General features: G+C 59.5%; 25 protein-coding genes and 1 pseudogene. 17 read left to right on the forward strand and 9 right to left on the reverse strand.

Annotated features, from left to right (window positions below; all coding sequences use genetic code 11):
• The first annotated feature begins 393 nt into the window (after nt 1-393).
• Nucleotides 394-687: a DUF1330 domain-containing protein gene (locus tag O4H62_RS25580; RefSeq protein WP_269391721.1), complete on the forward strand. Its 294-nt coding sequence runs from the start codon at nt 394-396 to the stop codon at nt 685-687.
• Nucleotides 688-973: 286 nt separating this feature from the next.
• Here the strand turns inward: O4H62_RS25580 and O4H62_RS25585 are convergent, their stop codons facing one another.
• Both O4H62_RS25585 and O4H62_RS25590 read right to left on the reverse strand, forming a co-directional pair.
• Nucleotides 974-1264 carry a hypothetical protein gene (locus O4H62_RS25585; RefSeq protein ID WP_269391722.1) on the reverse strand — a complete coding sequence of 97 codons (291 nt, stop codon included), beginning with the start codon at nt 1262-1264 and terminating at the stop codon, nt 974-976.
• Nucleotides 1265-1501: 237 nt separating this feature from the next.
• Nucleotides 1502-4477, reverse strand: a complete 2976-nt coding sequence (locus tag O4H62_RS25590) for a Tn3 family transposase (RefSeq protein ID WP_269391723.1) — start codon at nt 4475-4477, stop codon at nt 1502-1504.
• Between the two features lie 252 nt (nt 4478-4729).
• On the opposite strand from O4H62_RS25590, the gene O4H62_RS25595 reads away from it, so the two are divergent.
• Entirely contained in the window at nt 4730-5041 is a 312-nt protein-coding gene (locus tag O4H62_RS25595; RefSeq protein ID WP_269391724.1) for a hypothetical protein, read from the forward strand.
• Here O4H62_RS25595 and O4H62_RS25600 read toward each other — a convergent pair whose 3' ends face one another.
• A complete protein-coding gene (locus tag O4H62_RS25600; RefSeq protein WP_269391725.1) occupies nt 5042-5710 on the reverse strand; it encodes an NAD(P)-dependent oxidoreductase in 669 nt (222 codons plus the stop codon).
• Nucleotides 5707-6558, reverse strand: coding sequence for a carotenoid biosynthesis protein (locus O4H62_RS25605; RefSeq protein ID WP_269391726.1), 852 nt, complete (start codon nt 6556-6558; stop codon nt 5707-5709). Before O4H62_RS25605 ends, O4H62_RS25600 begins: the two co-directional genes overlap by 4 nt.
• Before the next feature lie 3 nt (nt 6559-6561).
• On the opposite strand from O4H62_RS25605, the gene O4H62_RS25610 reads away from it, so the two are divergent.
• Nucleotides 6562-7323: a TetR/AcrR family transcriptional regulator gene (locus tag O4H62_RS25610; protein WP_269391727.1), complete on the forward strand. Its 762-nt coding sequence runs from the start codon at nt 6562-6564 to the stop codon at nt 7321-7323.
• A 55-nt stretch (nt 7324-7378) separates the two neighbouring features.
• Here the strand turns inward: O4H62_RS25610 and O4H62_RS25615 are convergent, their stop codons facing one another.
• Nucleotides 7379-8020 carry a TetR/AcrR family transcriptional regulator gene (locus O4H62_RS25615; RefSeq protein WP_269391728.1) on the reverse strand — a complete coding sequence of 214 codons (642 nt, stop codon included), beginning with the start codon at nt 8018-8020 and terminating at the stop codon, nt 7379-7381.
• Nucleotides 8021-8157: 137 nt separating this feature from the next.
• On the opposite strand from O4H62_RS25615, the gene dctP reads away from it, so the two are divergent.
• From dctP to O4H62_RS25685, 14 genes and pseudogenes are all read left to right on the forward strand, one after another.
• Nucleotides 8158-9144 carry a TRAP transporter substrate-binding protein DctP gene (dctP, locus tag O4H62_RS25620; RefSeq protein WP_269391729.1) on the forward strand — a complete coding sequence of 329 codons (987 nt, stop codon included), beginning with the start codon at nt 8158-8160 and terminating at the stop codon, nt 9142-9144.
• A 75-nt stretch (nt 9145-9219) separates the two neighbouring features.
• Nucleotides 9220-9738 (forward strand): TRAP transporter small permease, encoded by a 519-nt coding sequence (locus O4H62_RS25625; RefSeq protein ID WP_269391730.1) that lies wholly within the window; start codon nt 9220-9222, stop codon nt 9736-9738.
• A gap of 3 nt (nt 9739-9741) precedes the next feature.
• Nucleotides 9742-11046, forward strand: a complete 1305-nt coding sequence (locus O4H62_RS25630) for a TRAP transporter large permease (RefSeq protein WP_269391731.1) — start codon at nt 9742-9744, stop codon at nt 11044-11046.
• Nucleotides 11047-11061: 15 nt separating this feature from the next.
• Entirely contained in the window at nt 11062-11871 is an 810-nt protein-coding gene (locus O4H62_RS25635) for a nitrilase-related carbon-nitrogen hydrolase (RefSeq protein WP_269391732.1), read from the forward strand.
• Nucleotides 11872-11896: 25 nt separating this feature from the next.
• Complete coding sequence (locus tag O4H62_RS25640) at nt 11897-13240, forward strand: NAD(P)/FAD-dependent oxidoreductase (RefSeq protein WP_269391733.1); 1344 nt, start codon at nt 11897-11899, stop codon at nt 13238-13240.
• A gap of 60 nt (nt 13241-13300) precedes the next feature.
• Nucleotides 13301-13621 (forward strand): RidA family protein, encoded by a 321-nt coding sequence (locus tag O4H62_RS25645; protein WP_269391734.1) that lies wholly within the window; start codon nt 13301-13303, stop codon nt 13619-13621.
• Between the two features lie 154 nt (nt 13622-13775).
• Nucleotides 13776-14480, forward strand: coding sequence for an IS6 family transposase (locus tag O4H62_RS25650; protein WP_269391735.1), 705 nt, complete (start codon nt 13776-13778; stop codon nt 14478-14480).
• 56 nt (nt 14481-14536) lie between these two features.
• Nucleotides 14537-15112 (forward strand): annotated as a pseudogene (locus O4H62_RS25655) (trimethylamine methyltransferase family protein); the annotation flags it as partial.
• A 590-nt stretch (nt 15113-15702) separates the two neighbouring features.
• Entirely contained in the window at nt 15703-15996 is a 294-nt protein-coding gene (locus tag O4H62_RS25660; protein ID WP_269391737.1) for a (2Fe-2S)-binding protein, read from the forward strand.
• Nucleotides 15993-17123, forward strand: a complete 1131-nt coding sequence (locus tag O4H62_RS25665) for an NAD(P)/FAD-dependent oxidoreductase (RefSeq protein ID WP_269391738.1) — start codon at nt 15993-15995, stop codon at nt 17121-17123. Before O4H62_RS25660 ends, O4H62_RS25665 begins: the two co-directional genes overlap by 4 nt.
• Nucleotides 17120-17353: a hypothetical protein gene (locus O4H62_RS25670; RefSeq protein WP_269391739.1), complete on the forward strand. Its 234-nt coding sequence runs from the start codon at nt 17120-17122 to the stop codon at nt 17351-17353. The genes O4H62_RS25665 and O4H62_RS25670 overlap by 4 nt, the downstream gene beginning before the upstream one ends.
• A complete protein-coding gene (locus O4H62_RS25675; RefSeq protein ID WP_269391740.1) occupies nt 17350-18483 on the forward strand; it encodes an NAD(P)/FAD-dependent oxidoreductase in 1134 nt (377 codons plus the stop codon). The genes O4H62_RS25670 and O4H62_RS25675 overlap by 4 nt, the downstream gene beginning before the upstream one ends.
• Nucleotides 18484-18663: 180 nt before the next feature.
• A complete protein-coding gene (locus O4H62_RS25680) occupies nt 18664-18819 on the forward strand; it encodes a hypothetical protein (protein ID WP_269391741.1) in 156 nt (51 codons plus the stop codon).
• Nucleotides 18812-20071 carry an NAD(P)/FAD-dependent oxidoreductase gene (locus O4H62_RS25685; RefSeq protein WP_269391742.1) on the forward strand — a complete coding sequence of 420 codons (1260 nt, stop codon included), beginning with the start codon at nt 18812-18814 and terminating at the stop codon, nt 20069-20071. The genes O4H62_RS25680 and O4H62_RS25685 overlap by 8 nt, the downstream gene beginning before the upstream one ends.
• Here O4H62_RS25685 and O4H62_RS25690 read toward each other — a convergent pair.
• From O4H62_RS25690 to O4H62_RS25705, 4 genes are read right to left on the reverse strand one after another with little or no spacing between them, the layout of a single operon-like run.
• A complete protein-coding gene (locus tag O4H62_RS25690) occupies nt 20068-21084 on the reverse strand; it encodes an ABC transporter ATP-binding protein (protein ID WP_269391743.1) in 1017 nt (338 codons plus the stop codon). The genes O4H62_RS25685 and O4H62_RS25690 overlap by 4 nt on opposite strands.
• Nucleotides 21077-22105 (reverse strand): ABC transporter ATP-binding protein, encoded by a 1029-nt coding sequence (locus O4H62_RS25695; protein ID WP_269391744.1) that lies wholly within the window; start codon nt 22103-22105, stop codon nt 21077-21079. The genes O4H62_RS25690 and O4H62_RS25695 overlap by 8 nt, the downstream gene beginning before the upstream one ends.
• Entirely contained in the window at nt 22105-22989 is an 885-nt protein-coding gene (locus O4H62_RS25700) for an ABC transporter permease (protein WP_269391745.1), read from the reverse strand. The genes O4H62_RS25695 and O4H62_RS25700 overlap by 1 nt, the downstream gene beginning before the upstream one ends.
• A complete protein-coding gene (locus O4H62_RS25705) occupies nt 22986-23927 on the reverse strand; it encodes an ABC transporter permease (protein WP_269391746.1) in 942 nt (313 codons plus the stop codon). Before O4H62_RS25705 ends, O4H62_RS25700 begins: the two co-directional genes overlap by 4 nt.
• Between the last annotated feature and the right edge of the window lie 6 nt (nt 23928-23933).

Consider the following 23933-nt stretch of genomic DNA (forward strand, 5'->3'; position numbering starts at 1 on the left):
GTCCCATAACCGAGTGCCCTTTCCAGAAAAGGACTCGATTACATGAAGGTTCTTACCCCCACCTTTTTCCCGCTCCCCCAATTCGGCGCATTCTTACAATTTAATGCCAAGCGACATGACCAATGCCTGCCATTGCCCATTTTTTTAACGGTTGGCTGAGATTGTCATAGTGGGCTTGTATTGCGTTTTAGCCCAAACTTGAGCGCCGGGGTTCTTAAGCCCTTCCCCGGCGCCTTTTTATAGCCGTAGCCCACGCGGGATTGGTGCGCGTCGACTATTCCTGAGAGGTCAGCCCTGCAGATCGCGCATCTAACAATGTGGTAGCGCTAACTGCTGTTGATGCCTCCCGCCAAAGCTGCGTACATTGAAGTCGAATGATAATGGGAGAAAACAATGGCCAAAGCCTATTGGGTAACGACCTACCGCCAGATCAACGACCCCGATAAATTGGCCGCTTATGCCAAGCTGGCGGGACCCGCTATCAGTGCTGGCGGCGGTCGGTTTCTAGCACGAGGCATGCCCGCCAAGGTCTATGAAGCAGGGTTGCAGCAGCGCACTGTCATCGTTGAGTTCGACAGCGTGGCTGCGGCGCTTGCGACCCATGACAGCCCTACCTACCAGAAGGCGATGGATACGCTCGGCGATGCGGTGGAACGCGATATTCGTATCGTTGAAGGCGCGGAATAGGCGGCGGTTCCTGATCGGCGATCTTCTTCGTCGACTTTGACTGATCCACTCCTAGAGTGCTCTGACTCCGACGCTTCGAACCCCCACCCGAGCAATGTTTGAATGACCGTAACGCGGTCAAAGTGACCAGAACATCGGTCTTGGTCGACGGCAAAAAAGGGCGGGAAGCGGCCTTTTGGTGCCATGCCCACCAAGGACTGAAATACTACTTCAAAGAAGAACGATTCGCTCAGCGGCTTTAGGGAGGTTTCTGATCAGAACTTTCCACGCTTCGTCTTCTTGCGGATCAAAGACTGGCAGTTTCAGTTCTTTCCAGGCAGGCACCCGGGTAATAGGGCCAGTAGGCAGCATCGCAGGAATTGACGGGCTCGACGTTGGAGGACACCAGGCGAACCTTTCGCGCAATCGGATGTGCGACCACGCTGTCGCCACGCAGGCTGATGTTTTCGTCTACAGTTGATGCGGACGCGGAGGTCAGGCTGATGGCAAGCGGGTAATGCATTCCACCTGCGTCGGCGGCAATAGATGCCGCGCCCAAAGCGAAGACAGATGCGGATATGAGAACAATTTTTTTCATGCCATTAGACCTCTGCATAACTCAGGAAAACTGGACAAAGGCCATGATGCGCCCGGAGGTGATAAAATTCCGCAGAATTCACCGGCGCGGTTTTATTCAAATCGTTCCGATTAACCTTTTGCTGCGCCCCGTAGTGGTGCCAACAGCAAAGAACGATACGCATGGATAGAAAAGCATATTGGGGTCCGAACAAGAGCAGTGCGAAATCGTACGCTAAGGGCGAACGAAGCGGGAACTCTAGGCAGCCCGCCGCGGCCCAGCTGGGAGACGGAGTGACCTGAAGCCTTCCGGGAGGTGCTGCTCGCTATCCCAAGTGTAAATGCCTGTCAGATTGATGTGCTCCCAGCTCAACGGCGAGATATGCTTGAGCAGGTGATCCGGAATCTCGCGACGCATGTTGCGTAAGTGAGTAACGGCTCGTTCGATATAGACCGTGTTCCAGTGGACAATCGCACTGACGACGAGGTTCAGACCGGAGGCGCGGAAAGCCTGGCTTTCGAACGATCGGTCGCGGATTTCACCACGCTCGTGGAAGAAAATGGCGCGCTTCAGCTTATGTGCCGCCTCGCCCTTGTTGAGGCCGGCCTGGCAACGCCGGCGTAGCGCTGGACTTGAGTACCATTCAATCATGAACAGCGATCGTTCGATCCGGCCAAGTTCCCGTAGCGCCTTTGCGAGCTGGCTTTCCTTCGGTGATGCTGACAGCTTCTTCAAGATGGTGGAAGGCACTACGGATCGCGTTGTGATCGACGCCGCCAGATGAAGCAGATCATCCCAATGGTCGAGGATCAGGGTGGCATTGATCGGCGCCCCGATGTGGTTCGACAGCGCGGGATATGCATCGCTTTTCTCGAATGTGTGGAATTTCCGATCTTTGAGATTGCGCAGCCGAGGCGCGAAGCGTTTGCCGATCAAGGCGAAAAGTCCGAAGACATGGTCGCTTGCACCGCCCGTATCGGTGAAGTGTTCCTGGATGTCGAGGATCGTGTCCTGATCGAACAGCCCGTCGAGCACATAGGCTGCCTCGCTTTCGGTCGGGCTGATCGGCAAGATGCTGAAGTAGCCATATTGATCTGACAAATGGCTATAGAATTTCGAGCCCGGTTCGCTGCCGTAATGCAGATTGATATCGCCGCGCTTCGCCGCTCTATCGCTCGCGCGAAAGAACTGCCCGTCGGATGACGCGGTCGTTCCATTACCCCAAAGTCGGGCATGCGGGTGACAAGTGTGCGCATCGGTGATGCACGCTTGCGCCGCGCGATAGGTCTCCGACCGGGCGTGGAACGAGCGCATCCAGCCGATCTGGTGAGCACTGATACCTTTGGACGCGCTAGCCATCCGCTTCGGCCCCAGGTTGGTCGCATCTGCCAGAACGCCCGCCAGCATGGCCGAGACATTCCTCGGGTTGTCACCCGTGCGAACGTGCGTGAAGCAATCCGCAAAGCCGGTCCAATCGTGCACTTCCCTCAACAGGTCGGGAACTTCAACCATTGGATACATATCGCTGATCTCTGCCTTCAATTCCTCGGCTGTAGCGGGAACCTCGCCGGCGACTGGAGTGACGATCAAGGTCCCGGCTTCAAGCCGAACACCTTCGAGCTTTCCGGATCGTGCTCTGTGCGCCAGACGCTTCAGGTTGAAGTCGAGCATCTGCCGCGCTTCGGCGAGCCAAGCCGCTCCGTCACCTTGGACGCCCAATCCGAGCCGATCCTCCTCCTTCATCGTGGTGAATGTTGACCGCGGCATCAGATGCTCGTCGATCGGCCGGAAGGATCGGCTGCCATCGACCCAAACGTCCGCAGATCTAAGCCGGTCCCGCAAAGCCGCGAGCGTTGCAATCTCATAGAGACGGCGATCGGGCTTCCCCTGCCCGAGGATTAGCCTTCGATCAGCTTGGCTAAGGTGGGTGATTGGGATGCGCTCCGGAAGCGCCCGACGCTTTTCCAGGTAGAGCCGTCTCAGCAACGCAATTGCCGCAAGAAGCGGATCGTGGCGGCGCGCTGAGCGGAACGTGAACGCCTGCAGGAACGCACCAACATACTTGTTGACGATCGCATATTGTTCGACCGCCAAGGTCAATGGCGACGCCTCGTTGTCCTCGACCATCGACTCAAGCTCAGGCTTCATCCGGAGCAGCCGGTGCCATCCAACTTCCTGATCAAGAACCTCCAATGCGTTCCGGCCATAATCGTTCGCGGACTGCAGGGCTGTGATCGTGTCGAGGAACATGCGCAATGCCTTGGCGGTATCCGGCCTGCAGTCCATGTGTCGCTGCTTCTTGCGGCTATTGGCTTTTGAGAACAGCCTACCCATCAGCTTGATGAACATCGACACCGCGTCGTCGGTGAGCTTCTGGCCGAGCTTGATGGCCTGCGCCAGGATCAAAGCGTGCCGGCGACTCGCATTGAAGTCGTTGGCCAGCCATGCCGGCGTGGCGTTGCCCTCGCGGATCATCTGGTCCCACCGTCCCGATGATATGCGCGACTGCAATCTCGGATCGATTTTTAGCTTGCGCAGGAAACCAATCCGTTCGGTCAGCCCGACCAGGTTCGACGCACCCGGTGCTTCTGGCGCCGACCGCAGCCAATGAAAGCGCGTCTGGCCGATAGCCGGGTCAACCTCCAATAGCTTGTCCAATGATTGAAGCGTATCGAGTGGGATGTCTTCAATCAGAGTTCTCTCCGCCCGACGGCGAGCTATAGCGCGGCCGGCAAGGCCGATCCGTTCGATCGTGTCGATTGCGGGTAGAAGAGATCCACGTTCATGAAATGTGGTGACAATGGAGCTGGCTATCGCAGCACCGTCGTCGGACATCGTGGCCGATTGAATCGCGGCCAATAGCGCGGCTCGACGATCTTGCGCCGTCGCGCTTCTCGTATTCAGATACACCATGAGGCGCGCCGTGTGATCGCGACGGGTTTCTTCGCGGCGTGCATAAAGCGCAAATGCTTCTGGGGCGGCGCCGATTTGGTCAGCAACATGTCGAAGCATGGCACGGGGCGGGGTCTCTTCTGCTCCCAGCACTCGGCCAGGATATCGCATCAGACATAGCTGCACGGCAAAACCAAGCCGATTATGCTTACGCCTCCGTAGCTCAATCTCCAAAAGATCGGCCGGTGACAACGAATAGTGCCGGATCAGACTTTCCTCGTCGGCTGGTATGTCAAAAATCTTCCGTCGATCATGAACCTTGAGAAGCTTCCGTTTTGCCATCGCCCAACCCCCACATGACCAATCTGCCCAGAGCGTTGTCGAGTCGAGCGGATGAAGAAACCAAAACTAGTGCCTAACGGTGCCAATCCACAGAGATCGGAGGCCGCACATCCGAGATCAGAGACGGTTCATATTCCGTTCGACCTTAGCGTACGATTTCGCACTGCTCTTGTTCTGACCCCCGTGATCGAAAACCCGGTGGCCCGCGTCCTTGCAGACGGAGCCTATGACGGCGCCGGAGTTTCCAACTGTTTGACCGAAGCCTTCGGGATAGACGTCGAGATCACCATCCCGCCGCCGAGAACCGCCGTCCTCGGCCTGAGCGATGGGCGCGACGCTCACATAAAGCATATCGCCGAGCATGGCCGAATGGCGTGGCAGGCAGCGACGGGCTACAATGATCGCGCCCTCGTCGAAGCCCAGATCGGGCGCCGCAAGTTCGTCATCGGCCCAGAGCTGAACGCCAGGGAAATGAACCGCCAAATTACCGAAAACCAGATCGCCACAAAATCTCTCAACCGCATGACCCGCCTTGGTCGTGCGGTCTTCAACCGAGCCGCATAGTCACTTGGGAAAGGGGCGACCGCGCCCACATTCTGACCCATGCAACAAGCTGTAGGGGACGGTGATCTGGCCGACGTTTTTGATGAAATGGGGCACGAAAAATATGCGCGGTGCGTGCCTTGTCCAGGCCGGCGGCTCAACCGGAAAACGGTCTATTGAAACCCGCATGGAGCCAAGCCCTATCGGAGGCTCGTCTACCATCGGACCGGGACAGCAGAGCCGCCAGTCCAGATTGCTGCGCGAGAGGCGCTCAAAGTTCTTGCCGTGCAGCTGATATTGCTTGGGGATAAGGGGGAGTTCGAAACCTTTCAGCCCAGTGTCGCCCATATCAAGCAGGGCCGCGCCAGCCATGAACCAGCAGACCGGCGGATGTGCGACCGTTTCTGCGGCCTCGTCGATCCGGTCAATCAGTGCAGTGAACCCTTCACCGTCCGCGACATTGCCTGCAGCACAAATCAGGACGTCGTGGCCAGTGATGCGGCGCGCCAGGTCCTCGCTTGTCGATACGGCAAGATCGCCAGGATGGACCTCGATCTGATCGGCGATCGCAGGAGGCAGCTTGGCTGGGTCGCGGACGACGACACTGACTTTGTGGCCTCGAGCGACCGCCTGCTGAACCAAGACCCGCCCAAGGTTGCCTGTCGCGCCCAGAATGAGAAGCCTGCTCACCGGGCCGCCTCGTCCCGACCGGCCGCAGCCAGCTTGAGTGCCGTCAGGACGATCACGAAGCCCATGGTGAAGATCGATACCAACCCGAGGGACTCGTAGATGTCACGCAGGTTCCAGACCTGTCCCACCGCGTCTGTGACGGTGCCGGTTTTCGGGCCAAGGACCGTGAAGGCGACGAATTCCGCGAAAAGGCCGACATAGAGCCCGAGTGCCTGCGCTTGGGCCATTCGGTCCGGCGTCACGACCTCTTTTGCAGCGCTGCGCGACAACCAGATTGCGAACGCGGCGAAGATGGTGGCGACGCACAGGAACCAGCCCGCGAAGTTCACGAAGGGCACCCCGAAATAGGCCCCGCCATCGCGCCAGATCCAGACCTGGTTGATCGTTGCCCGCGAGGGATCCATCGACAGGTCCCACATCACCATGACGAAGGCCGCGACCAATACGACACTCCAGTGGTAGGAACTGCCAGGTGCAAGCGCGTCGATCAGCGTCCGGGCGATCAGCCAGGAAATGTAGCAGACGCCGAAATAGGCGGGCATGATCAGGAGCGGCACCGTGCCGAGCTTCGGGCCCAGTTCGTCGGTGTAGTGATAATTGCCAAACGGGAAGCCTGTGGCGATCGAAAGTGACTCATAGCTCCAGCTGATCACAAAGGCCAAAGCAAAGAAAACGCCTAGGTTTTTCCAACCGATCTGGCGCGGCGCGTGGAGCAGGATGAAAAGGACCGGCGCCAGGATCGAGACAAGCGGAACCGCCGAGAAGTAGGGCGTGTCAACAAGCAACGGCTTGCCGGCGGCAAAGACTGCATAGATGGCGACAATCGCCCAGATGACAGGGTTTCTCATGGCTTGCTCCATCGCTCCAAAAGTTATAGTGACGAAAGTGTCATTATGAGTGAAATCTCTCATAATGACGATTCTGTCAATATGGAATCTGCCATGGCCGAAACCGATACACCTCAGGATCACCGCGTCAGGGTTGCCGCCGACCGGCGCAAACGGATGCTTGCCCAGCTTTCGGCCGCAGCTCTGCGCGTCATGGCGCGCGCAGGGGTCGAGGGGACGACCATCGACGCCATCATCCAGGAAGCCGGAGTTTCGCGCGGGACCTTCTACAAGTACTACGATGCGCCCTCGGATTTGATCCGCGCTGTCGGAGCCGAACTTGCCGAAGACCTTATCCGCGCTGTATCGCCGACACTTCAAAGTCTTGATGACCCGGCCGCAAGGCTTGCCTCCGGCTTTCGCATGATCCTGCGATTGGCGGAAGAAAACCCGTTGCTGGCGCGATTTCTGGTCCACGCAGGGTGGCCCGCGACAGATCACGTCCCCGCGTTTTCGGAACGGGTTGGCGCAAACCTTGCCGCGGGGATCGCGCAAGGAAGGTTCACGACATCGCAAACGGTCGGCGAGGCTATGGTCGGCGGTTTGTTGATGGGTGTTGTCGCGGCAACCTTGACCGGTCGCCAGGAACAGACGCTCCACTTTGATGCCACAAAGGCGCTTTTGCTTGGGGTCGGCCTAGGCTCGGATGAAGCCGAGGCATTCGCCTCGATGCCGTTAGAACCTTCCGCGCCGTTGACAGGTGGGTTGCTCGAACGGTGTTGCTAGTTGCTGGGCGGATCACTGGGGGATTGGGTGTTACTTTGCAACCGATGCTCTGATTTCAGGCCCCGCCGAGCCTTTTCGCGAAAAGATCGGAGACAGCCTCGGCGGACTTCAGGCCAAGCAGATCGGTCCTGTTGGTGAGTACTTCCGCATAGAAGGGGATGTTCATCAACCGCTCTTCCCGCGGCTCTGATACCTGCATCGCATTGTAGCCGGTCTGATGGAAATAGGTCACATAGGCACGGACCTGCGCCGCCCGGTCCGTGAACCCCAATGCCAAGAACACCTGAAGAAGTTGTTGAATCCTGAAGGCCTCGATTTCCTTCAAAACTTCTGCCGTGCGCTTTGAGCTATGCGCCCAGTCGCGGATCGCGTTGTCGTATTGCGGGCTATATTCCTCCTCGTTCAACAGCACTCCGACATAGGCGAGGTATTTCTCCCAACCGTCATCGCCTGCGGCTTCGATCGCACGCGTGAATGGAGCCGTATTGCGCTGTGCCCAGTCCTGGCGCACATCTTCCAGAAGCTCTTCGAGGTTGGCAAATTGCCAGTAGAAGGCTCCGGTTGTTGCCCCCACGTCTTCTGCAAGCTGGCGAAGGCTGATGCCGGCAATGCCTTTCTCGATCAGCGCCTTGCGTGCCGCCGAGATCCAGCTTGCCTTGTCTAGGTTACGATCTTTTCTGGGCTTTCGCTCTGCCATGCCTGCACCTGTTGCCGGACCTGAGGAGTGCCCGAAAAAAATATTGACTCAACTACAGGACATAACGCATGTTGCGCAACATACGTAACACCTGTTATGTAAAGGCGTTGTAGAACAACCCAACAAGGAGGATGGAAATGTTTCGAAGCTTTTTCTCGGCTGTCGTGTTCGTGACCGCGCTAGCCGCAACGGCCGCCTCGGCGGAAATCGAACTGAAATTTGCCACCGATTCCGGGGATCGTGAATCGCCCTCGGGCATCGCGCTTGCCGCCTGGGCGAATGCGGTGAAAGAAGGATCGAACGGTGAGATCGACGTCAAGATCTTCTACCAGAACGAACTCGGCGGTCAGCTTGAGGTGTTTGACCTGTTCGTCGCCGGCGAAGTCGATGCCATGATTTCGTGGCCTTCGACCTCCTACGACAAGCGGATCGGGATCCTGAACACGCCCTATATGGTGACCTCGTGGGAAGAGGCGCTGGAAGCCTACAAGCCGGGCGGCTGGGCAAATGGCGTTCTGAACACGGTGTTCAACGACATCGGGCTCAAATATTTCGGCGCCTGGCCGGAAGGCTTCAGTGGTGTGGCCACGCGCGGCGCCTATACCACCGACGTCGCCGGTGCGGCGAACATCAAGGTGCGGACACCGCCGCTTTTCCCGTTCCCGCAGATTCTGGAATCGATGGGCTACCAGACCGCGGCAATTGACTGGGGTGAGGTCTACACCTCGATCCAGACCGGTGTGGTCGACGGTGATGCAGGCAACGTAATCTACTGGGACTACGAATATTTCCGCGATGTTCTCGATTACTACGTCCGCACCAAGCACACTTTCGTGACCGGAAACCTGCTGGTCAATCTGGAGACCTATGAGGGCCTCTCGGATGAACACAAGCAGCTGATCGAAGACGCCGCAGTTGCGGTCATGGAAGCGCGTTTCCAGGCTGCTCGGGATGAAGATCAGCACTACGTCGATTTGGCGGTGCAGTCGGGCATGGAATACTTCGAACTGACCGATGAACAGCTTGCCCCTATCGCCGAGAAGGTGCGCGCCGAAGTCTGGCCGCAGATGGAGCCCGATGTCGGCAAGGAAATCATGGATCTGATCCGCGCTCAGGTGAAATGACCGACCCAGCGGCCGGAGCCTGAGGGTTCCGGTCGCATCCCTAACACACAGGCTGCGAACCGGGAGTAAAGCGACATGGTCGACCTTCTCAGAAAGCTCGATGCCGGGCTGATCGGCATTCTCAACCTCATCGTGATTGTGACAAGTCTCGCGATTACTGGGCTGATCCTGTTCCTCGTTCTCGCCCGTTTCGTGCTTGGCTGGTCGGTCGTCGGCGTGCTGGAACTCGCCACACTATCGGCAATGTGGCTCTACATGTGCGGGGCCGTCGTCGCGGCTCGCAACCATGAACATCTCGTCGTCGATTTCCTTGCCCTGTCTTTGAAGAACCCAAAGTCCAAGGCACTGCACACCTTCGCCGTATCCATGATCATGGTCGTGCTGAGCCTGTTCTTTCTGGGCCTAGCCAATGACATGGTCGCCTGGTCGATCAAGCGACCGCAGACGACCGCGGCGCTCAGCATTCCCCTCATCGTCCCGCAATCTGCTGTCGTTTTTGCTGCCGTTCTTTGCACCGTCTATGCGGTTCGGGACGCTATCGTCGCTGCCGCCGCCGTGTTCGGCAAAACCAATCAAAATGCTGGGGAGGTCTGATCCATGGAAGCTCTATTTGGTATCTTGCTCCTGATGGCCTTGATGATCTTCGGGGTGCCGGTGGCATGGTCGTTCGCAGGCGTCCTGATGTTTCTGGTCTGGGCTTACGACGTCAGCACTTCTACCTTGCTTTTGCAGGGATTTAGGTCGCTAGACTCAGTCATCCTGCTTGCTCTCCCGCTGTTCGTATTGGCTGGCTATCTGATGCAGAGTGGCGGGGTCGCCGCCCGTTTGATCAGCTTCATGTCGATGGCCATGCGGGGGCGCAAAGGCGGACTTGGCGCGGCCCTGATCGGATCATCCGGGATCTTCGGCGCGATTTCGGGAACAGCAACTGCCGCCGTTGCCTCGATCGGTACAATCATGGGCGATCCGCTGGCCGCCCGCGGCTATCCCCGTGGATATACCAGCGCCTTGCTGGGCGTGTCCTCGCTGTTGGGCATCCTGATCCCTCCGTCGATCACCCTGATCCTTTTCGGTGTTGTCACCCGGCAATCCATCACGGCGCTTTTCGCGGCAACGATCGTGCCGGGCCTTTTACTGATGGTCGGCCTGATGATCTTCAACAAGATCGTGACCGCAAGAATGCTGGTCGACACGCCAGAGCGCATGGCCGCAATTTCAGCACAGAAGTCACCTCATGGCCCGCTGCGTGCAACGCTTCAGGCCCTCCCGGCCCTGATGATGCCGGTGGTTATTCTGGGCGGCATCTATGGCGGCGTATTTACCCCGACGGAAGCCGCCGCAGTTGCCTTGTTCATGGCAATCCTGATCGGATTCTTCATTTACCGCGACCTTACGCTGTCCCGCTTCCGCCAGAGTCTGGTCGAAGCCGGCGAAACTACGGGCACAATCATCCTCATCCTGCTGTTTTCCTTCATGATCGGTCGCATCATGGTGGCCGAAAGTGTGCCGCAGGAATTGACCGAAGCCGTCACGCACCTGACCGAGAACAAGATACTGATCCTGCTTTTGGTCAACGCCTTCCTGATCTTCGTGGGCATGATCATGGACGACCTTTCGGTGACCGTCGTCATCGCACCGCTGATGATGCCCTTGATGGTCCATCATGGGGTCGATCCAGTTCACTATGCGTCGATTGTTGCCTGTTCGGTCGTGATCGGCGCCAACAGCCCACCCGTCGCGCCGATCCTCTACATGGCGTGCCGCATCGGGAAAGTATCAATCCACGAAGCGATCAAGCCCGCCTTGCAGATCATTTTCTATGTAGCACTTCCGGTGATGCTACTGGTCACGTTCTTCCCGGAGTTGTCGCTTTTCGTCCCGCGGTTGCTGGGCTTGCACTGAGAACAGGGATCCAAAATGCCGCTGCTCAATCTTGCCCTTTTCCAAGCGCGCCCGGCGTTTCGTTCCGCAAACGAGGCCCTTTCGGATCTCGATCTAGCAATGGCTCGGGCCGCCGCAGCCGGTGCCAATCTGCTAGTTACGCCAGAGCTGTATTACTCCGGCTACGGCCGCGCCGATACGGTCAGGGCTGCGGCCCAGGTTCAGGGATCGCCATCCCTTCGGGCCGTTGCTGGGCTTGCGGCTCGGCATGGTGTAGGGCTGGTTCTAGGCTATCCCGAAATAAGCGGCGGCTTGCTCTATAACAGTGCCGCGGTTTTCGATAGCGACGGGCGGCTCATATGCAACTATCGCAAGGTTGCCTTACCAAACGACTTCGAACGCGATTGCTTCAACCCCGGCACGGAACCTGAGGTTTTCGAGTTCGAAGGCATCCGTTGTTCGGTCCTGATCTGCTACGACATCGAATTCCCAGAACTGGCGCGGCGATCCGCGCAATTGGGCACCGAATTGCTCTTGGTTCCCACCGCACTGCGGGCAAAGTGGCGCTTTGTCTCGGATGCCATAGTTCCGTCCCGAGCCTATGAAAACGCCATGTTCATCGGATATTGCGATTTTGCGACTGACGAAACCAATTCGCAATTCAGTGGAACAAGTTCGGTCTGTGCCCCAGACGGCCAGCACCTTTGCCGCGCCGCTGGCCCCGAAGATCTGATCTTTGCGACGATCGACACCGCAGCGGTTCAGTCCCGCAAGTCTGATTTCGACTTCCTTCAGGACCTTAAGCGCTTCGACATCAAAGCCAAGCCAATTGCTCGGATCGCCTGAACTCCCGTCTCAAGAAAGCAATGCAATGACCACTGCAAGCCATTCGCCCACCGTGCCGCCCCTCGATCGTCCCACTGGCTGGCGCCCGGCCGATGAAATCGTGCCTATCAATGAATTCGCACAGATTGGGGAGCACTACGACTGGCTCATCGTCGGCGCAGGCATAACCGGCCTGTCCGCAGCGCACCGACTGGGGGAGTTGGTTCCGCAGGACCGCGTCCTTCTTGTTGACGCGCGCCCGGTCGGCTGGGGCGCATCTGGGAGAAATTCCGGCTTCCTTCTGGATCTACCGCACAAGTTTGACCTGGATCACCCCGATGCCGCACGGCTTCGAAAAATCATGGATTTGAACCGCAGCGCGATTTCGGTGCTGCACGAGCAGACCGAAACACTCGGGATCGATTGTGATTGGTCGCCAGTCGGAAAACTTCAGGGTGCAGTCCGCGAACGTGGAACCGGCATGATGCGCAAGTTCTGCGAAGCGTTGGACAAGATCGGCGAACCCTATGAGGTGCTCGACCGACAAGGGTGCGCCGCGATCATGGGGACGGAATACTATGCTGGCGCGGTCTTCACGCCCGGAGCCGTCTTGGTGGACCCGTTCCTTCTGGTGCGCGGCTTGGCCAGACATCTGCCTGAAAACGTGACGTTGCGCGACGATGCGGCGGTTGTCGAGTTTTCGGAGAAGACCGGGGGATTCGCAGCCGAGCTGCGATTGGCCGATGGAGGGACCGTATCCGTTTCAGCCAAGAAGGTCATTCTTGGGACAGACCCCTACACGCCCGAATTTGGCTATATGAAAGATCGGATTCTGCCGACGATCACCTATGCAAGCATCACCCGCGCTCTCACACCTGCCGAGCGCAGACGCTATACCGGCAAGATGAACTGGGGTCTGACACCGGCCGATGCGGGCGGAACCACGCTGCGGATGACGTCAGACGGCCGCCTCCTGATCCGAAACCACTACGGCTTTGCCCCGAATTACAAAGCGTCCTCTCGTGACCTAGGAAAGGTGGCCGAGGCGCACCGGGAGGGGCTCGATAATCGGTTCCCGGCTTTCGCCAATGTGCCGATAACTTCAACCTGGGGCGGGGTCGTCAGCCTTTCTCGCAATCACGCAACATTCTTCGGCGAAATGGCGCCCGGGGTCTATTCGGCGAACTGCTACAACGGTGTTGGCATGACGCGCGGAACAAGCTCGGGTCGTCTGCTGGTCGATCTCGCACTCGGAAAATCCTCACAGGCTCTTGAAGACATCATCGCCGTCAGCGGCCAGCCTTCCACGATTCCGCCAGACCCATTCCGTTCGCTGGGAGTGAGCGGGCGCATGAAACTGGTCGAGTGGGAAAGCCGCTCCGAGATCTGAAACTCGCCAAACTTGAAAGCAAACAAAATGAAAGCAGTCCGTCACAAGATTGGTCCGCGCATGAGCCAAGTCGTGCGCGCAGGCGACATGGTATATCTTGCTGGGCAGATTCCGGATGATCGCACGGCAGACATCACGGGCCAAACCGCCGAAACTCTCCGCAAGATTGATGCCCTTCTTGCCGAGATGGACGGCTCCAAGTCTGATCTTGTTTCGGTTCAGATCTGGCTGAGCGACATGACCGACTTCGCAGGGATGAACGCCGCATGGGAGGCCTGGGTAGATCCGGATAACCCACCTGCGCGAGCAACAGCAGGCGTCGCGTTGGCCAGCCCAGGTGTTCGCGTGGAGATCATCGGCGTAGCTTTCATTCCTTCGTAGACCGGAAAGTGGGCAGCATTCTGAAACTAAGGGATCTCAATTCGCATCTCCCATTTCAGTTCCGCGAGGTGAATGGCCATTTTCAAGGGCTCTGTTGCAAACTCTTCGCTAACTGGCGACCGATAATCAGCTCCCGATGTTTTGGGAGATAACAATGTTCAAAGGCCGCCATTTCGACCAGTCGATCATCTTGCTTTGCGTTCGCTGGTATCTGGCCTACGGCTTGAGCCCTCGCGACTTGAAGGAAATGATGTCAGAACGAGGCATCAACGTGGATCATTCGACGATCCATCGGTGGGTCGTACACTTCTCGCCTTTGATTTTGGACCGCTTCAACCGCAGAAAACGGTCTGTGACTGGGAAATGGCATGCCGACGAGACCTACATCAAGGTGCGGGGTCAATGGATGTATCTTTATCGGGCCATCGACAGCGTCGGAGACACTGTTGATTTCTGGTTTAGCCAGCATCGGGACCTGGCCGCAGCCAAGCGGTTCTTCACAAAGGCTATCGAACGGCATGGTCGTCCGCAGCGCATAGTGATTGACGGCAGCCAGACGAACAGAGAAGCCATCGTTTCCTGCGATATGATCAGCCGACTGCAGGAAAAGCGCCGCCTTCACACAAAACCAATCCGCATCCGGCTAAGCCAATACCTGAATAATCGCATCGAGCAGGATCACCGTCGGATCAAGCGGCGTGTCAGGCCAATGCTCGGCTTCAAGGCATTTTCAAGCGCGACAATAACGCTTGCCGGTATCGAGATGGTTCACATGATGCGCAAGCGACAAGGCAGATATTCCTACAACCCCAGCCCATCGCTTGCTGAGCAGATCGACGCTCTGGCCGCGGCATTCTGAGGGCGGAAGCCAAAACGCTCTTTCTCGACCATATCAAAAATTTGCAACAGAGCCCACCTGAAAACACCAAGGCAAACATCATCGCGGGCCAGCTGGCCCGACGCTATGGCATCCCTTACCGCACCTCCAACGCAAATGCGTCGAACGTTGTCGATCTTCAGGCGACTTATGAGACGATGATGGCCACCTGGGGGGCTGTTCTGGGGGGAGCGAACTTGATCTACCACGCGGCTGGCTGGCTGGAGGGCGGGCTCACCGCCTCCTATGAAAAATTCGTCCTGGATGTCGAGATTATCCAGAACATGCAGGAATTTCTCAAGCCCATCAAATTCGACGATGACGAATTGGGGCTGGAGGCAATCAAGGCCGTGCCCACTGGCGGTCACTTCTTTGGCAGCGACCACACCATGGCGCGCTACGAAACAGCGTTCTACCGGCCCATTTTGTCGGACTGGCAAAATTACGAAGCCTGGGAAGCCGCCGGGGCCAGGGATGCGCTCAAACGGGCAACATCGATCTGGAAAAAGGCACTTGAGGAGTATGAGCAGCCTGCCATGGATCCGGCAGTCCGAGAGGCGCTGGACGCGTATGTCGCGCGTCGCAAGGAAGAGATCGGAAACGACGATCCGTAGCAGGCAGTCGTTTCCAGGAGTTTGAGGTGGCGCAAGTTTGCATCAGCGCTGCTCCGGTCCCCGTCTGTCCCGGGTTCGATCTCGGAGCACAATGATGCCGGTCATATGGGTACAGGACAACATGCCCGTCGGATCGATAAATCGGTTTCTGCGATTGGCAAGCTTCGAGCAATTCACATCTTCCCGGTCACGCCAGGATTGATAACACGGCCCGGTATCTCGGCGTGGGTATCGGGGACGCACTGGTCCAGCCCGAAAGCACCGACGGCTTCCTGAGCCTATCGGGAACATGCCGGCAGCCGAAGCTCAAGAACGGTATCGCGCCACGCTGGACGAAGCTGCCATGACCGCATAACCTGAATGAAATGGCCTCCGGCAAATCCGGAGCGGTTCGGTCCTGGGGAGCGGTGCGGCTCCTGAGCCCCGATGGCTGCCCGACCTATCAGCAACCCGAAACGCATCCCGGCGCCTTTTCGGTCGACTGCCATGCCGGAGTGCGCTGGCCGGCGCCCCGGCAATGCTGCTGGCTCCGATGGTTGCCGCTGGCCAGCTTCCGCCGGAATTCGATGTCTTCGCAGCAAGGAGGTCCCATGGTCAGACGCATTGAAACCAGCGGGCGTGAAGTCATTTTCACATTCGAAGGACAGCTGATTACGGCCTGCGCGGGCGACAGCGTGGCTGCCGCGCTGACGGCCGCAGACATCAACAATCTCCGCGACAGCGTTGTCAGCGGCGCACCGCGCGGCGTCTATTGCATGACGGGAGCCTGCTTTGACTGCCTGGTCGAGGTTGACGGTGTCCCCAACCGGCAAGCATGCATGACCGAGGTTCGGCATGGGCTGGATGTGCGGCGCCAAAGCGCCCCGGTGGAGGTGCGGTCATGATGCGGCGATTCGATGTAGCTGTGATCGGCGCCGGCCCGGCGGGACTTGCAGCCGCGACAGAGGCTGCTCAAGCCTGCCTTTCGGTGGCGCTCCTCGATGAACAGCCGGCGCCGGGTGGGCAGATATACCGCGGGATCGATACAGCAAGCGCTGCGCGGCTGAAAACTCTTGGCTCGGACTATGCCGAAGGCCGCCCTTTGGTCGAGAGTTTCCGGGCCTCGGGAGCTGAGTATATGTCCGGCAGCCTGGTCTGGAACATAACCACCGACAAGGTGATCGAGTTCAGCCGTGACGGAGCCTCGTCCCACATCCGGGCAGACGCGATCATTGTTGCCACCGGCGCTTTGGAACGCCCCTCTCCACTGCCGGGCTGGACCCTCCCGGGCGTAACAACCGCAGGCGCCTTGCAGATACTTCTCAAGGCCAGCGGCATCGTGCAGGAGGATGCGGTTCTGGCCGGATCCGGCCCCCTTCTCTGGCTGCTTGCCTCGCAGATGGTCGATGCGGGCGTGCCGCCGCGGGCGATTGTCGAGACGGTTCCAGAAGGACGCATCCGTGAGGCTCTGCCGCACCTGCCGAAGGCAATGCGGGCGCGGGCCTACCTGTTCAAGGGACTTTCGATGCTCCGCAAGGTCAAACGCGCGGGCGTCCCGGCCTACACGAACGCCACCGAGGTGGCTGTGGAAGGCACGACATTTGCCACGGCGTTGAATTTTACCGCCGGGGGAAAGTCGCACCGGATTGAAACAAGAAACATCGCGCTGCATCAGGGCGTGGTGCCGAACCAGCAAGTCACGCGCTTGCTTCGCTGCGATCATGTCTGGGATTCCTCCCAGCGTTGTTACCGGCCGGTCGCAGACCAGGCGGGGATGACTACTGTCGACGGGGTCTATGTGGCTGGCGATGGCGCCGGAATCGGCGGCGCCAGGGCAGCGGCAATCCAGGGGCGGCTTGTGGCAATGGCGACCGGCTCGCCCGCCTTCCGTCAGGACTCGCAAGGGAAGCATCTGTGCGCCCATTTCTGGAGACGCTCTATGCGCCATCGCCGCGAATCCTGTCGCCGGCTGATGACACGCTCGTCTGTCGCTGTGAGGAGATCACAGCAGGCGCGATCCGCGAAGCGGTGACACTTGGTACGACGGGACCCAACCAGGTAAAATCCTTTCTCAGGTCCGGCATGGGTCCCTGCCAGGGGCGCGTTTGCGGCCTCGCGGTCAGCGCCATCATTGGCGAGAAACGCGGCCAGACACCTGATGAGGTGGGCTACTACCGCATCAGGCCGCCGCTCAAACCATTGCCGCTGTCGGAAATTGCCAGTTTCACCGTGTCCGGCGGCCAGGAGCGCGCCGCAAAATGACCCGACAAGGTGCAGTCAGCGCAGATCTCCTGGTGATTGGTGGCGGTATCCACGGATGCTCGGCGGCGCTGCACGCTGCAAGGTCCGGGATGGAAGTGATCGTACTGGAAAAGGACACCGTCGGACGCCATGCTTCGGGCGTCAATGCCGGCGGGGTCAGGCGCCTTGGACGGCACTATGCCGAAGTGCCGATCTCGCAGCGCTCAATGCAAATCTGGTACGGCATAGCCGAATTGCTGGACGACGACTGCGGGTTCCAGGTGTCCCCGCAGATCAAGGTGGCGGAAAACCAGGCTGAACTGGAAACACTTTCGGCGCGCGCGGCCGATCTGCGACGGATGGGCTTCGAACACGAAGTAGTGCTTGGCCGAGCCGAACTGCGCCGCTATCTCCCCGCCGTGGCCGAACACGCCGTGGGCGGTCTTGCCTGCCTTGAGGACGGTTTTGCACAACCCTATCAGACAACTTTTGCTTTCCAGCGCAAGGCCGGGTCCCTCGGCGTCCGGTTTTACGAAAACACCGAGGTTGCAGCCGTCCGGAGGGATTCAGGGGATTGGGTTGTGGATACCAGGAACGGTCGCTTCCGCGCCGCCAGACTTCTGGTCGCCGCCGGTGCATGGGCGGGGCAACTGGCAGGGCAGCTGGGAGAGGTCGCGCCTGTCGAAGCAATTGCCCCGATGATGATTGTCACTGCACGTCTTCCACGGTTCTGCGACGCGGTGGTCGGTGCGGCGGGGCGGCCATTGTCATTCAAGCAGATGCCGAATGGCACCGTGGTGATTGGCGGAGGCCGGCGCGGGCGGGCGGATGCGGCCAGCAACCTGTCGGAAATTCTCTTCTCGGAGCTTCAGTTGACGGCGAAAACCGCGATGGACCTGTTCCCTGTCATGCGTGGAGCGACAATCGTCCGCTCCTGGTCCGGGATCGAAGGACGGATGCCCGATGACATTCCGGTGATCGGACCCTCGGCCAGGCATGAAGACCTCTACTACGCTCTTGGTTTCTCGGCACATGGCTTCCAGCTGGCTCCAGCGGTGGGCGAGATCCTGGCTGGACTTATCGCCACAGGAGTCACAGAAGCCCAGCTCGCTCCCTTTTCCATTTCCCGGTTCAATCAAACCGAGGATTGACTTGCGATCGTGTAAGTAAGATCAATTTCCTTCGAACGGGTGGTTTCTGCAATTCGCCAGGATGACGAGATTGCATCGCCCAAGCTCTAACACAGAGTGCGGACATGGGCCGGACCGGCAACGTCGCTCTTGGTTTTTTTGAACCCTCGACACACTCCAGAGGCCTTGGAAGTGTGTGATATGCAAAAATACAACGGCGCGGACATCGGACCGATGGTCGTGCCGGCTTCGCTGGACTTATCAAGCATTCGCCAGAGCCATCTGCTCGGTCTGGCGCACCTATTGCCCGAATGGGAATTTCCACCCGATGCCAGACAGGATATCCACCATGCCTGACCCCTCCGTACGCAAGGTGACCATCATCGGCGCCGGCATCGTTGGGCTTGCCACAGCACTCACCCTTCAGTCCGAAGGGCACAACGTGACGCTGATCGATCCGCGTCCGCCGGGCAGCGCCACCTCCTTCGGCAACGCCGGTGCAATCGTCGCCGGCGGCGTGGTGCCCACCGCCACGCCGGGCCTGTGGAAGCGGGTGCCGAAGATGCTTCTCGACCCGATGAGCCCGCTGAAGATCCGCTGGTCCTACCTGCCGCAACTGACGCCATGGCTGATCCGCTTCCTCGATTCCGGCCGCGAAGCCAAGGCGCTGAAAATAAGCCGCGAGATCTCGACGCTGACATCCCTCTGTCTCGAAGCCCATCATCGGCTCGCCGATCTGGCCGGCGCGCGACACATCCTCAAGCCTGTCGGCTGGCTCAAGGTCTATCGCGACGAGGACGCCTATGCCGGCACCGCCTATGATCGGGGCCTGATGGATCTGGCGGGGGTCAACTACCAGCATCTGAACGTCGACGAACTGCGCCAGCTCGAACCCGGAATCTCACGTGACTACACCGTCGGGCTGTTTCAGCCCGACGCGGCGTTTGTGTCCACGCCCTACGCACTGTCGCAGGCGCTGTACAAGGCTTTTGCTGAACGCGGCGGTGTCTATCATCAAGAGGCGTTGCGGCGCTTCGACTTCGGCGACAACGGACAGCCCAGGGCGGCGGTCACCACCCACGCCATCCATCCGCTCGATACCCTGGTGATTGCGGCCGGCGCCTGGTCGAAGGAACTGGCCCGCCAGCTCGGTTCAAAAGTCTCGCTCGACACCGAGCGCGGCTATCATTTGAGCTTCGCCCGCACCGCGGCCGGACCGGTACTCAACCGTCCCACGGTGTTCGGCGGTCCGCAATTCGTGCTGAGCCCGATGGCCGATGGCATCAGGTTGAACGCCGGGGTGGAACTGGCGGGGCTTGACGCCGAGCCGGATTTCACCCGCATCAAGGCGCTGGTGCCGATGGCGCAGAAATGCCTGCCCGGCCTTTCGGGTGAGATCACGCGGGAATGGATGGGATACCGGCCCTCGACGCCCGACTCGAAGCCTGTCATCGGCCGGTCGCCGGTGCACGCCAATGTGTTCTATGCCTTCGGCCACGGGCATATGGGGCTCGGACTCTCGGCGATCACGGCACGGCTGGTCGCCGACCTGGTGGCCGGGCGCGATAGTCGAATTCCGCTGGAGCCGTTTGCAGTCGACCGCTTCTAGCTGGTGGCACCTGCTGATTCAGCGACCGGCAGTCCGCCGCGTCCGTCGGCATAGAGATGGCAGGCCACCGAGCGCTCCGCATCGACATCGATCCAGTCCGGATAGACCTTGCGGCAGACATCCATCGCATGCGGGCAGCGCGGGTGGAAATGGCAGCCGCTCGGCGGGTTGACGGCGGACGGAACTTCACCCTCGATGCGCTCGAAGGATTTGCGAGCCGCCGGGTCGGGAACCGGCGAGGCATCGCGCAGCATCACCGTATAGGGATGCAGCGGCTCGTCGAAGATTTTCGGAACCGGCCCCTTCTCGATGATCTTGCCCAGATACATCACCGCCATCATCTGGCAGAAGTAGCGGACCACCCCGAGATCGTGAGAAATGAAGATGAAGCTGAGATTGAGCCGCTGCTGCAGGTCGCGCAGCAGGGTGAGGATCTGCGACTGGATTGAGACATCGAGAGCGGAGACCGGCTCGTCGGCGATGATCAGTTCCGGATTCAGCGTCAATGCGCGGGCAATACCCAGCCGCTGACGCTGGCCGCCGCTGAATTCGTGCGGAAAGCGGATTCCCGCATCGCGTGGCAGACCGACTTCTTCCAGCAGGTCGCAGATCCGTTCGTTGGCTTCCTTCTTGCTCATCAGTCCATGCACCAGCAGCGGCTCTGCCAGCGCGTTGCCCACCCGCATGCGCGGATTGAGCGAGGAGAACGGATCCTGAAAGATGATCTGTGCGCGCTTGCGGAGTGCGCGCATTTCCCTGGCATCGGCCTCGACAATTTCCCTGCCGTCAAACTCTATGGATCCTTCATCCGGTTCCAACAGCCGCAGGATGGTCCGGCCGGCAGTGGATTTGCCGCAACCGGATTCGCCCACCAGCGCGAAAGCCTGGCCGCGCTGCACCTCGAAGGAAATGCCGTCCAGCGCGCGCACGATCACGGTTTCCGGATTGGGAAAACCCCGGCGGACCTTGAAGAATTTCTTCAAATTCTTGACGCGGAGCAGCGGTTCAGACATCGGCATTTTCCTTCATCTCCGCCAGGTCGTGGTTACCCCTTACCCAGCAGCGCACCGAATGGGCGCCGCCGGAACCGAGCACGTCGAGCGGTGGATTCTGTGTGCGGCAAACATCGATTGCCAGTTCGCAGCGGGCGGCGAAACGGCAGCCCTGCGGCATGCGGGTCAGCGGCGGCACCGCGCCAGGGATGGAATACAGGGTTTTCGTATCCCGGTCGCTGCGCGGCACCGAGCGCATCAGTGCCTCGGTATAGGGATGGGTCGGCCGGGCAAAGAGCTCGTTGACGCCGGCGATCTCGACGATGTCGCCGGCATACATCACCGCCACCCGGTCGGCGAGTGCTGCCACCACGCCCAGATTATGGGTGATGAAGATCATCGACATGTCTGTTTCGGCCTTGAGTTCATTGAGCAGTGACAGGATCTGCGCCTGGATAGTCACATCCAGCGCCGTCGTCGGCTCGTCGGCGAGGATGACCTTCGGCCGGCAGGCCAACGCCATGGCGATCATCACCCGCTGCCGCATGCCGCCGGAGAACTGGTGCGGATATTCCTTGAACCGGCTCTTGGCTGAAGGAATCTTGACCAGCTCCAGCAGTTCCAGCGCCCGTTTCTCACCCTCGCCGCGGCTCAGCTTCTGGTGATAGCGCAATGCCTCGACCACCTGAAAGCCGATCGGCAGAACCGGATTGAGCGATGTCATCGGCTCCTGGAAGATCATCGAGATGCCATTGCCGCGGATCTTGCGCATTTCGTCGTCGGGCAGTCGCGACAGATCCTTGCCCTGGAAGCGGATGTGTTCGGCCTCGACCCGGCCATTGGCCTTCGGCACCAGGCCGAGGATCGAGAGCGCCGTCATGCTTTTGCCGCAGCCGGATTCACCGACGAGCGCCAGCGTCTCGTTGGGTTGCAGTGAAAAGCTGATCCCGCGAACGGCCGGATGCCATTCGCCGCCTATCCGGAAGCTGGTGGTCAGATTGGAGACGTCGAGGACGGGTTCGATCTTGCCAGTCTCGGTCATCAGCTGTCGCTCCTTGTCTTCGGGTCGATGGCGTCGCGCAGGCCATCACCAAGCAGGTTGAGCGAAAACACCACCAGCAAGATCGCCATGCTGGGGCAGACCGAGAGCCAAACATTGTCGAGGATGTTCTCGAAGCCTTCGCGGATCATGCCGCCCCAGCTGGCTGTCGGCGGCTTGACGCCCAGTCCGATGAAGCTCAGCGATGCCTCTACCCGGATTGCCGTGGCGAGCCACAGCGAGCCCATGACGAGGATTTCCGAAAACACATTGGGGAAAATGTGCTTGAGGATGATGCGCGGATGGCCGAAGCCGAGTGCCCGGCAGGCCTCGACATAATCCCGCTCCTTGATCGCGATGGTCGGCGCTCGCGCCGTGCGGGCAAAGGGCGGTATCGCCGTCAGCGCGATGGCAATGATGAGGTTCTCCATGCTCGGCCCGAGCATGGCGACGACGATAAGGCCAAGGATCAGCGCCGGAAATGCCAGGAGCACATCCATTACCTGCATCAACAGCAAGTCGATCATGCCGCCAAAATAGCCGGCAATGATACCGATGATGGAGCCGACGATCATCGCGGCTCCAATTGCCGTCAGGCTGATAACCAATGATACCCGGGCGCCATAGAGCAGGCGCGAGAGAATGTCCCTTCCATAGGCGTCGGTGCCGAACCAGTATTCGGCGCTCGGCCCCTTGAGCCGGGCGATGATGTGCTGCTGCAGCGGATCATGCGGCGCCAGCAGCGGTGCCGCGATGGCGACAACGATGATCAGAAGGAAGATCACAGCGCCTACGCCCGTGAGCTTGTTGTTGCGGAAAGCCTTCTGCAGCTGGTCGATAAAGGGATGGCGCGAAGGCGCCGGCAGGACGTCGACAGGCGCGGTCATTGGTATTTCACCCTTGGGTCTATGAGGCCATAGGTCAGATCGGTCAGCAGGTTCACGATGACGATGACGAAGGTGTAGATGATCATCAGCCCCTGCAGCAGCGTGTAGTCACGCTGGCCCAGGGCGCCGACAATCAGCTTGCCGAGGCCGGGTCTGTTAAAGACGATTTCGGTAAGCACCGAATTTCCGATCAGGATGCCGAGATAGAGCCCGACCACCGTGACCACCGGAATGAGTGCATTGCGCATGCCATGGCGCCATATCACAACCCGTTCCGGCACGCCCTTGGCGCGCGCGGTGCGGATATAGTCTTCGCCCAGCGACCCCAGCATCGAGGAACGGGTGACGCGGGTGATGTATGCGGCCATGATCAGGCCGAGATTGAGCGCCGGCAGCGCCAGGCTTTCGGCCCATTCGCCGAAGGTCGCGCGATCACCGCCACTGATGACAGGCAGCCAGCGAAGCTGGATCGAGAACACGATCAGCATCAGGATTGCCGAGACGAAAGCCGGAAACGAAAGGCCCAGCAGAGAGCCCACCCTCGTGACGTAGTCTATCCACTCGTTCCGGTGCAATGCCGACCAGGCGCCGAGCGGAATGCCGATCAGGCCGCCGATGATCAGCGAGACCACGGTGAGTTCGATTGTGTAGGGCAGCACACGGGCTATTTCGGCCAGCACCGGCTTGCCCGTGACCATGGATTCGCCCCAGTCTCCGACCAACGCTCCGCCCATGAACTCGACATATTGTTCGAGGATCGGGCGATCGACGCCAAGTCGCTCGCGCATGTTTTGCAGCGCTTCCGCGCTGGCCTGGTCGCCAAGAATGGTCTGTGCCGGGTCACCCGGCACGATACGCACCAGGACAAATACCACCGTCATCACTGCCAACAGCGTCGGTATGGCAAAGATCAGGCGACGGACAACGAATCGAAGCATAGCGGT

Origin of the sequence: Parahoeflea alexandrii (genome assembly GCF_027214025.1) — a bacterium.
In the GTDB taxonomy this organism is placed as follows: Bacteria; Pseudomonadota; Alphaproteobacteria; order Rhizobiales; family Rhizobiaceae; genus Hoeflea; species Hoeflea alexandrii_A.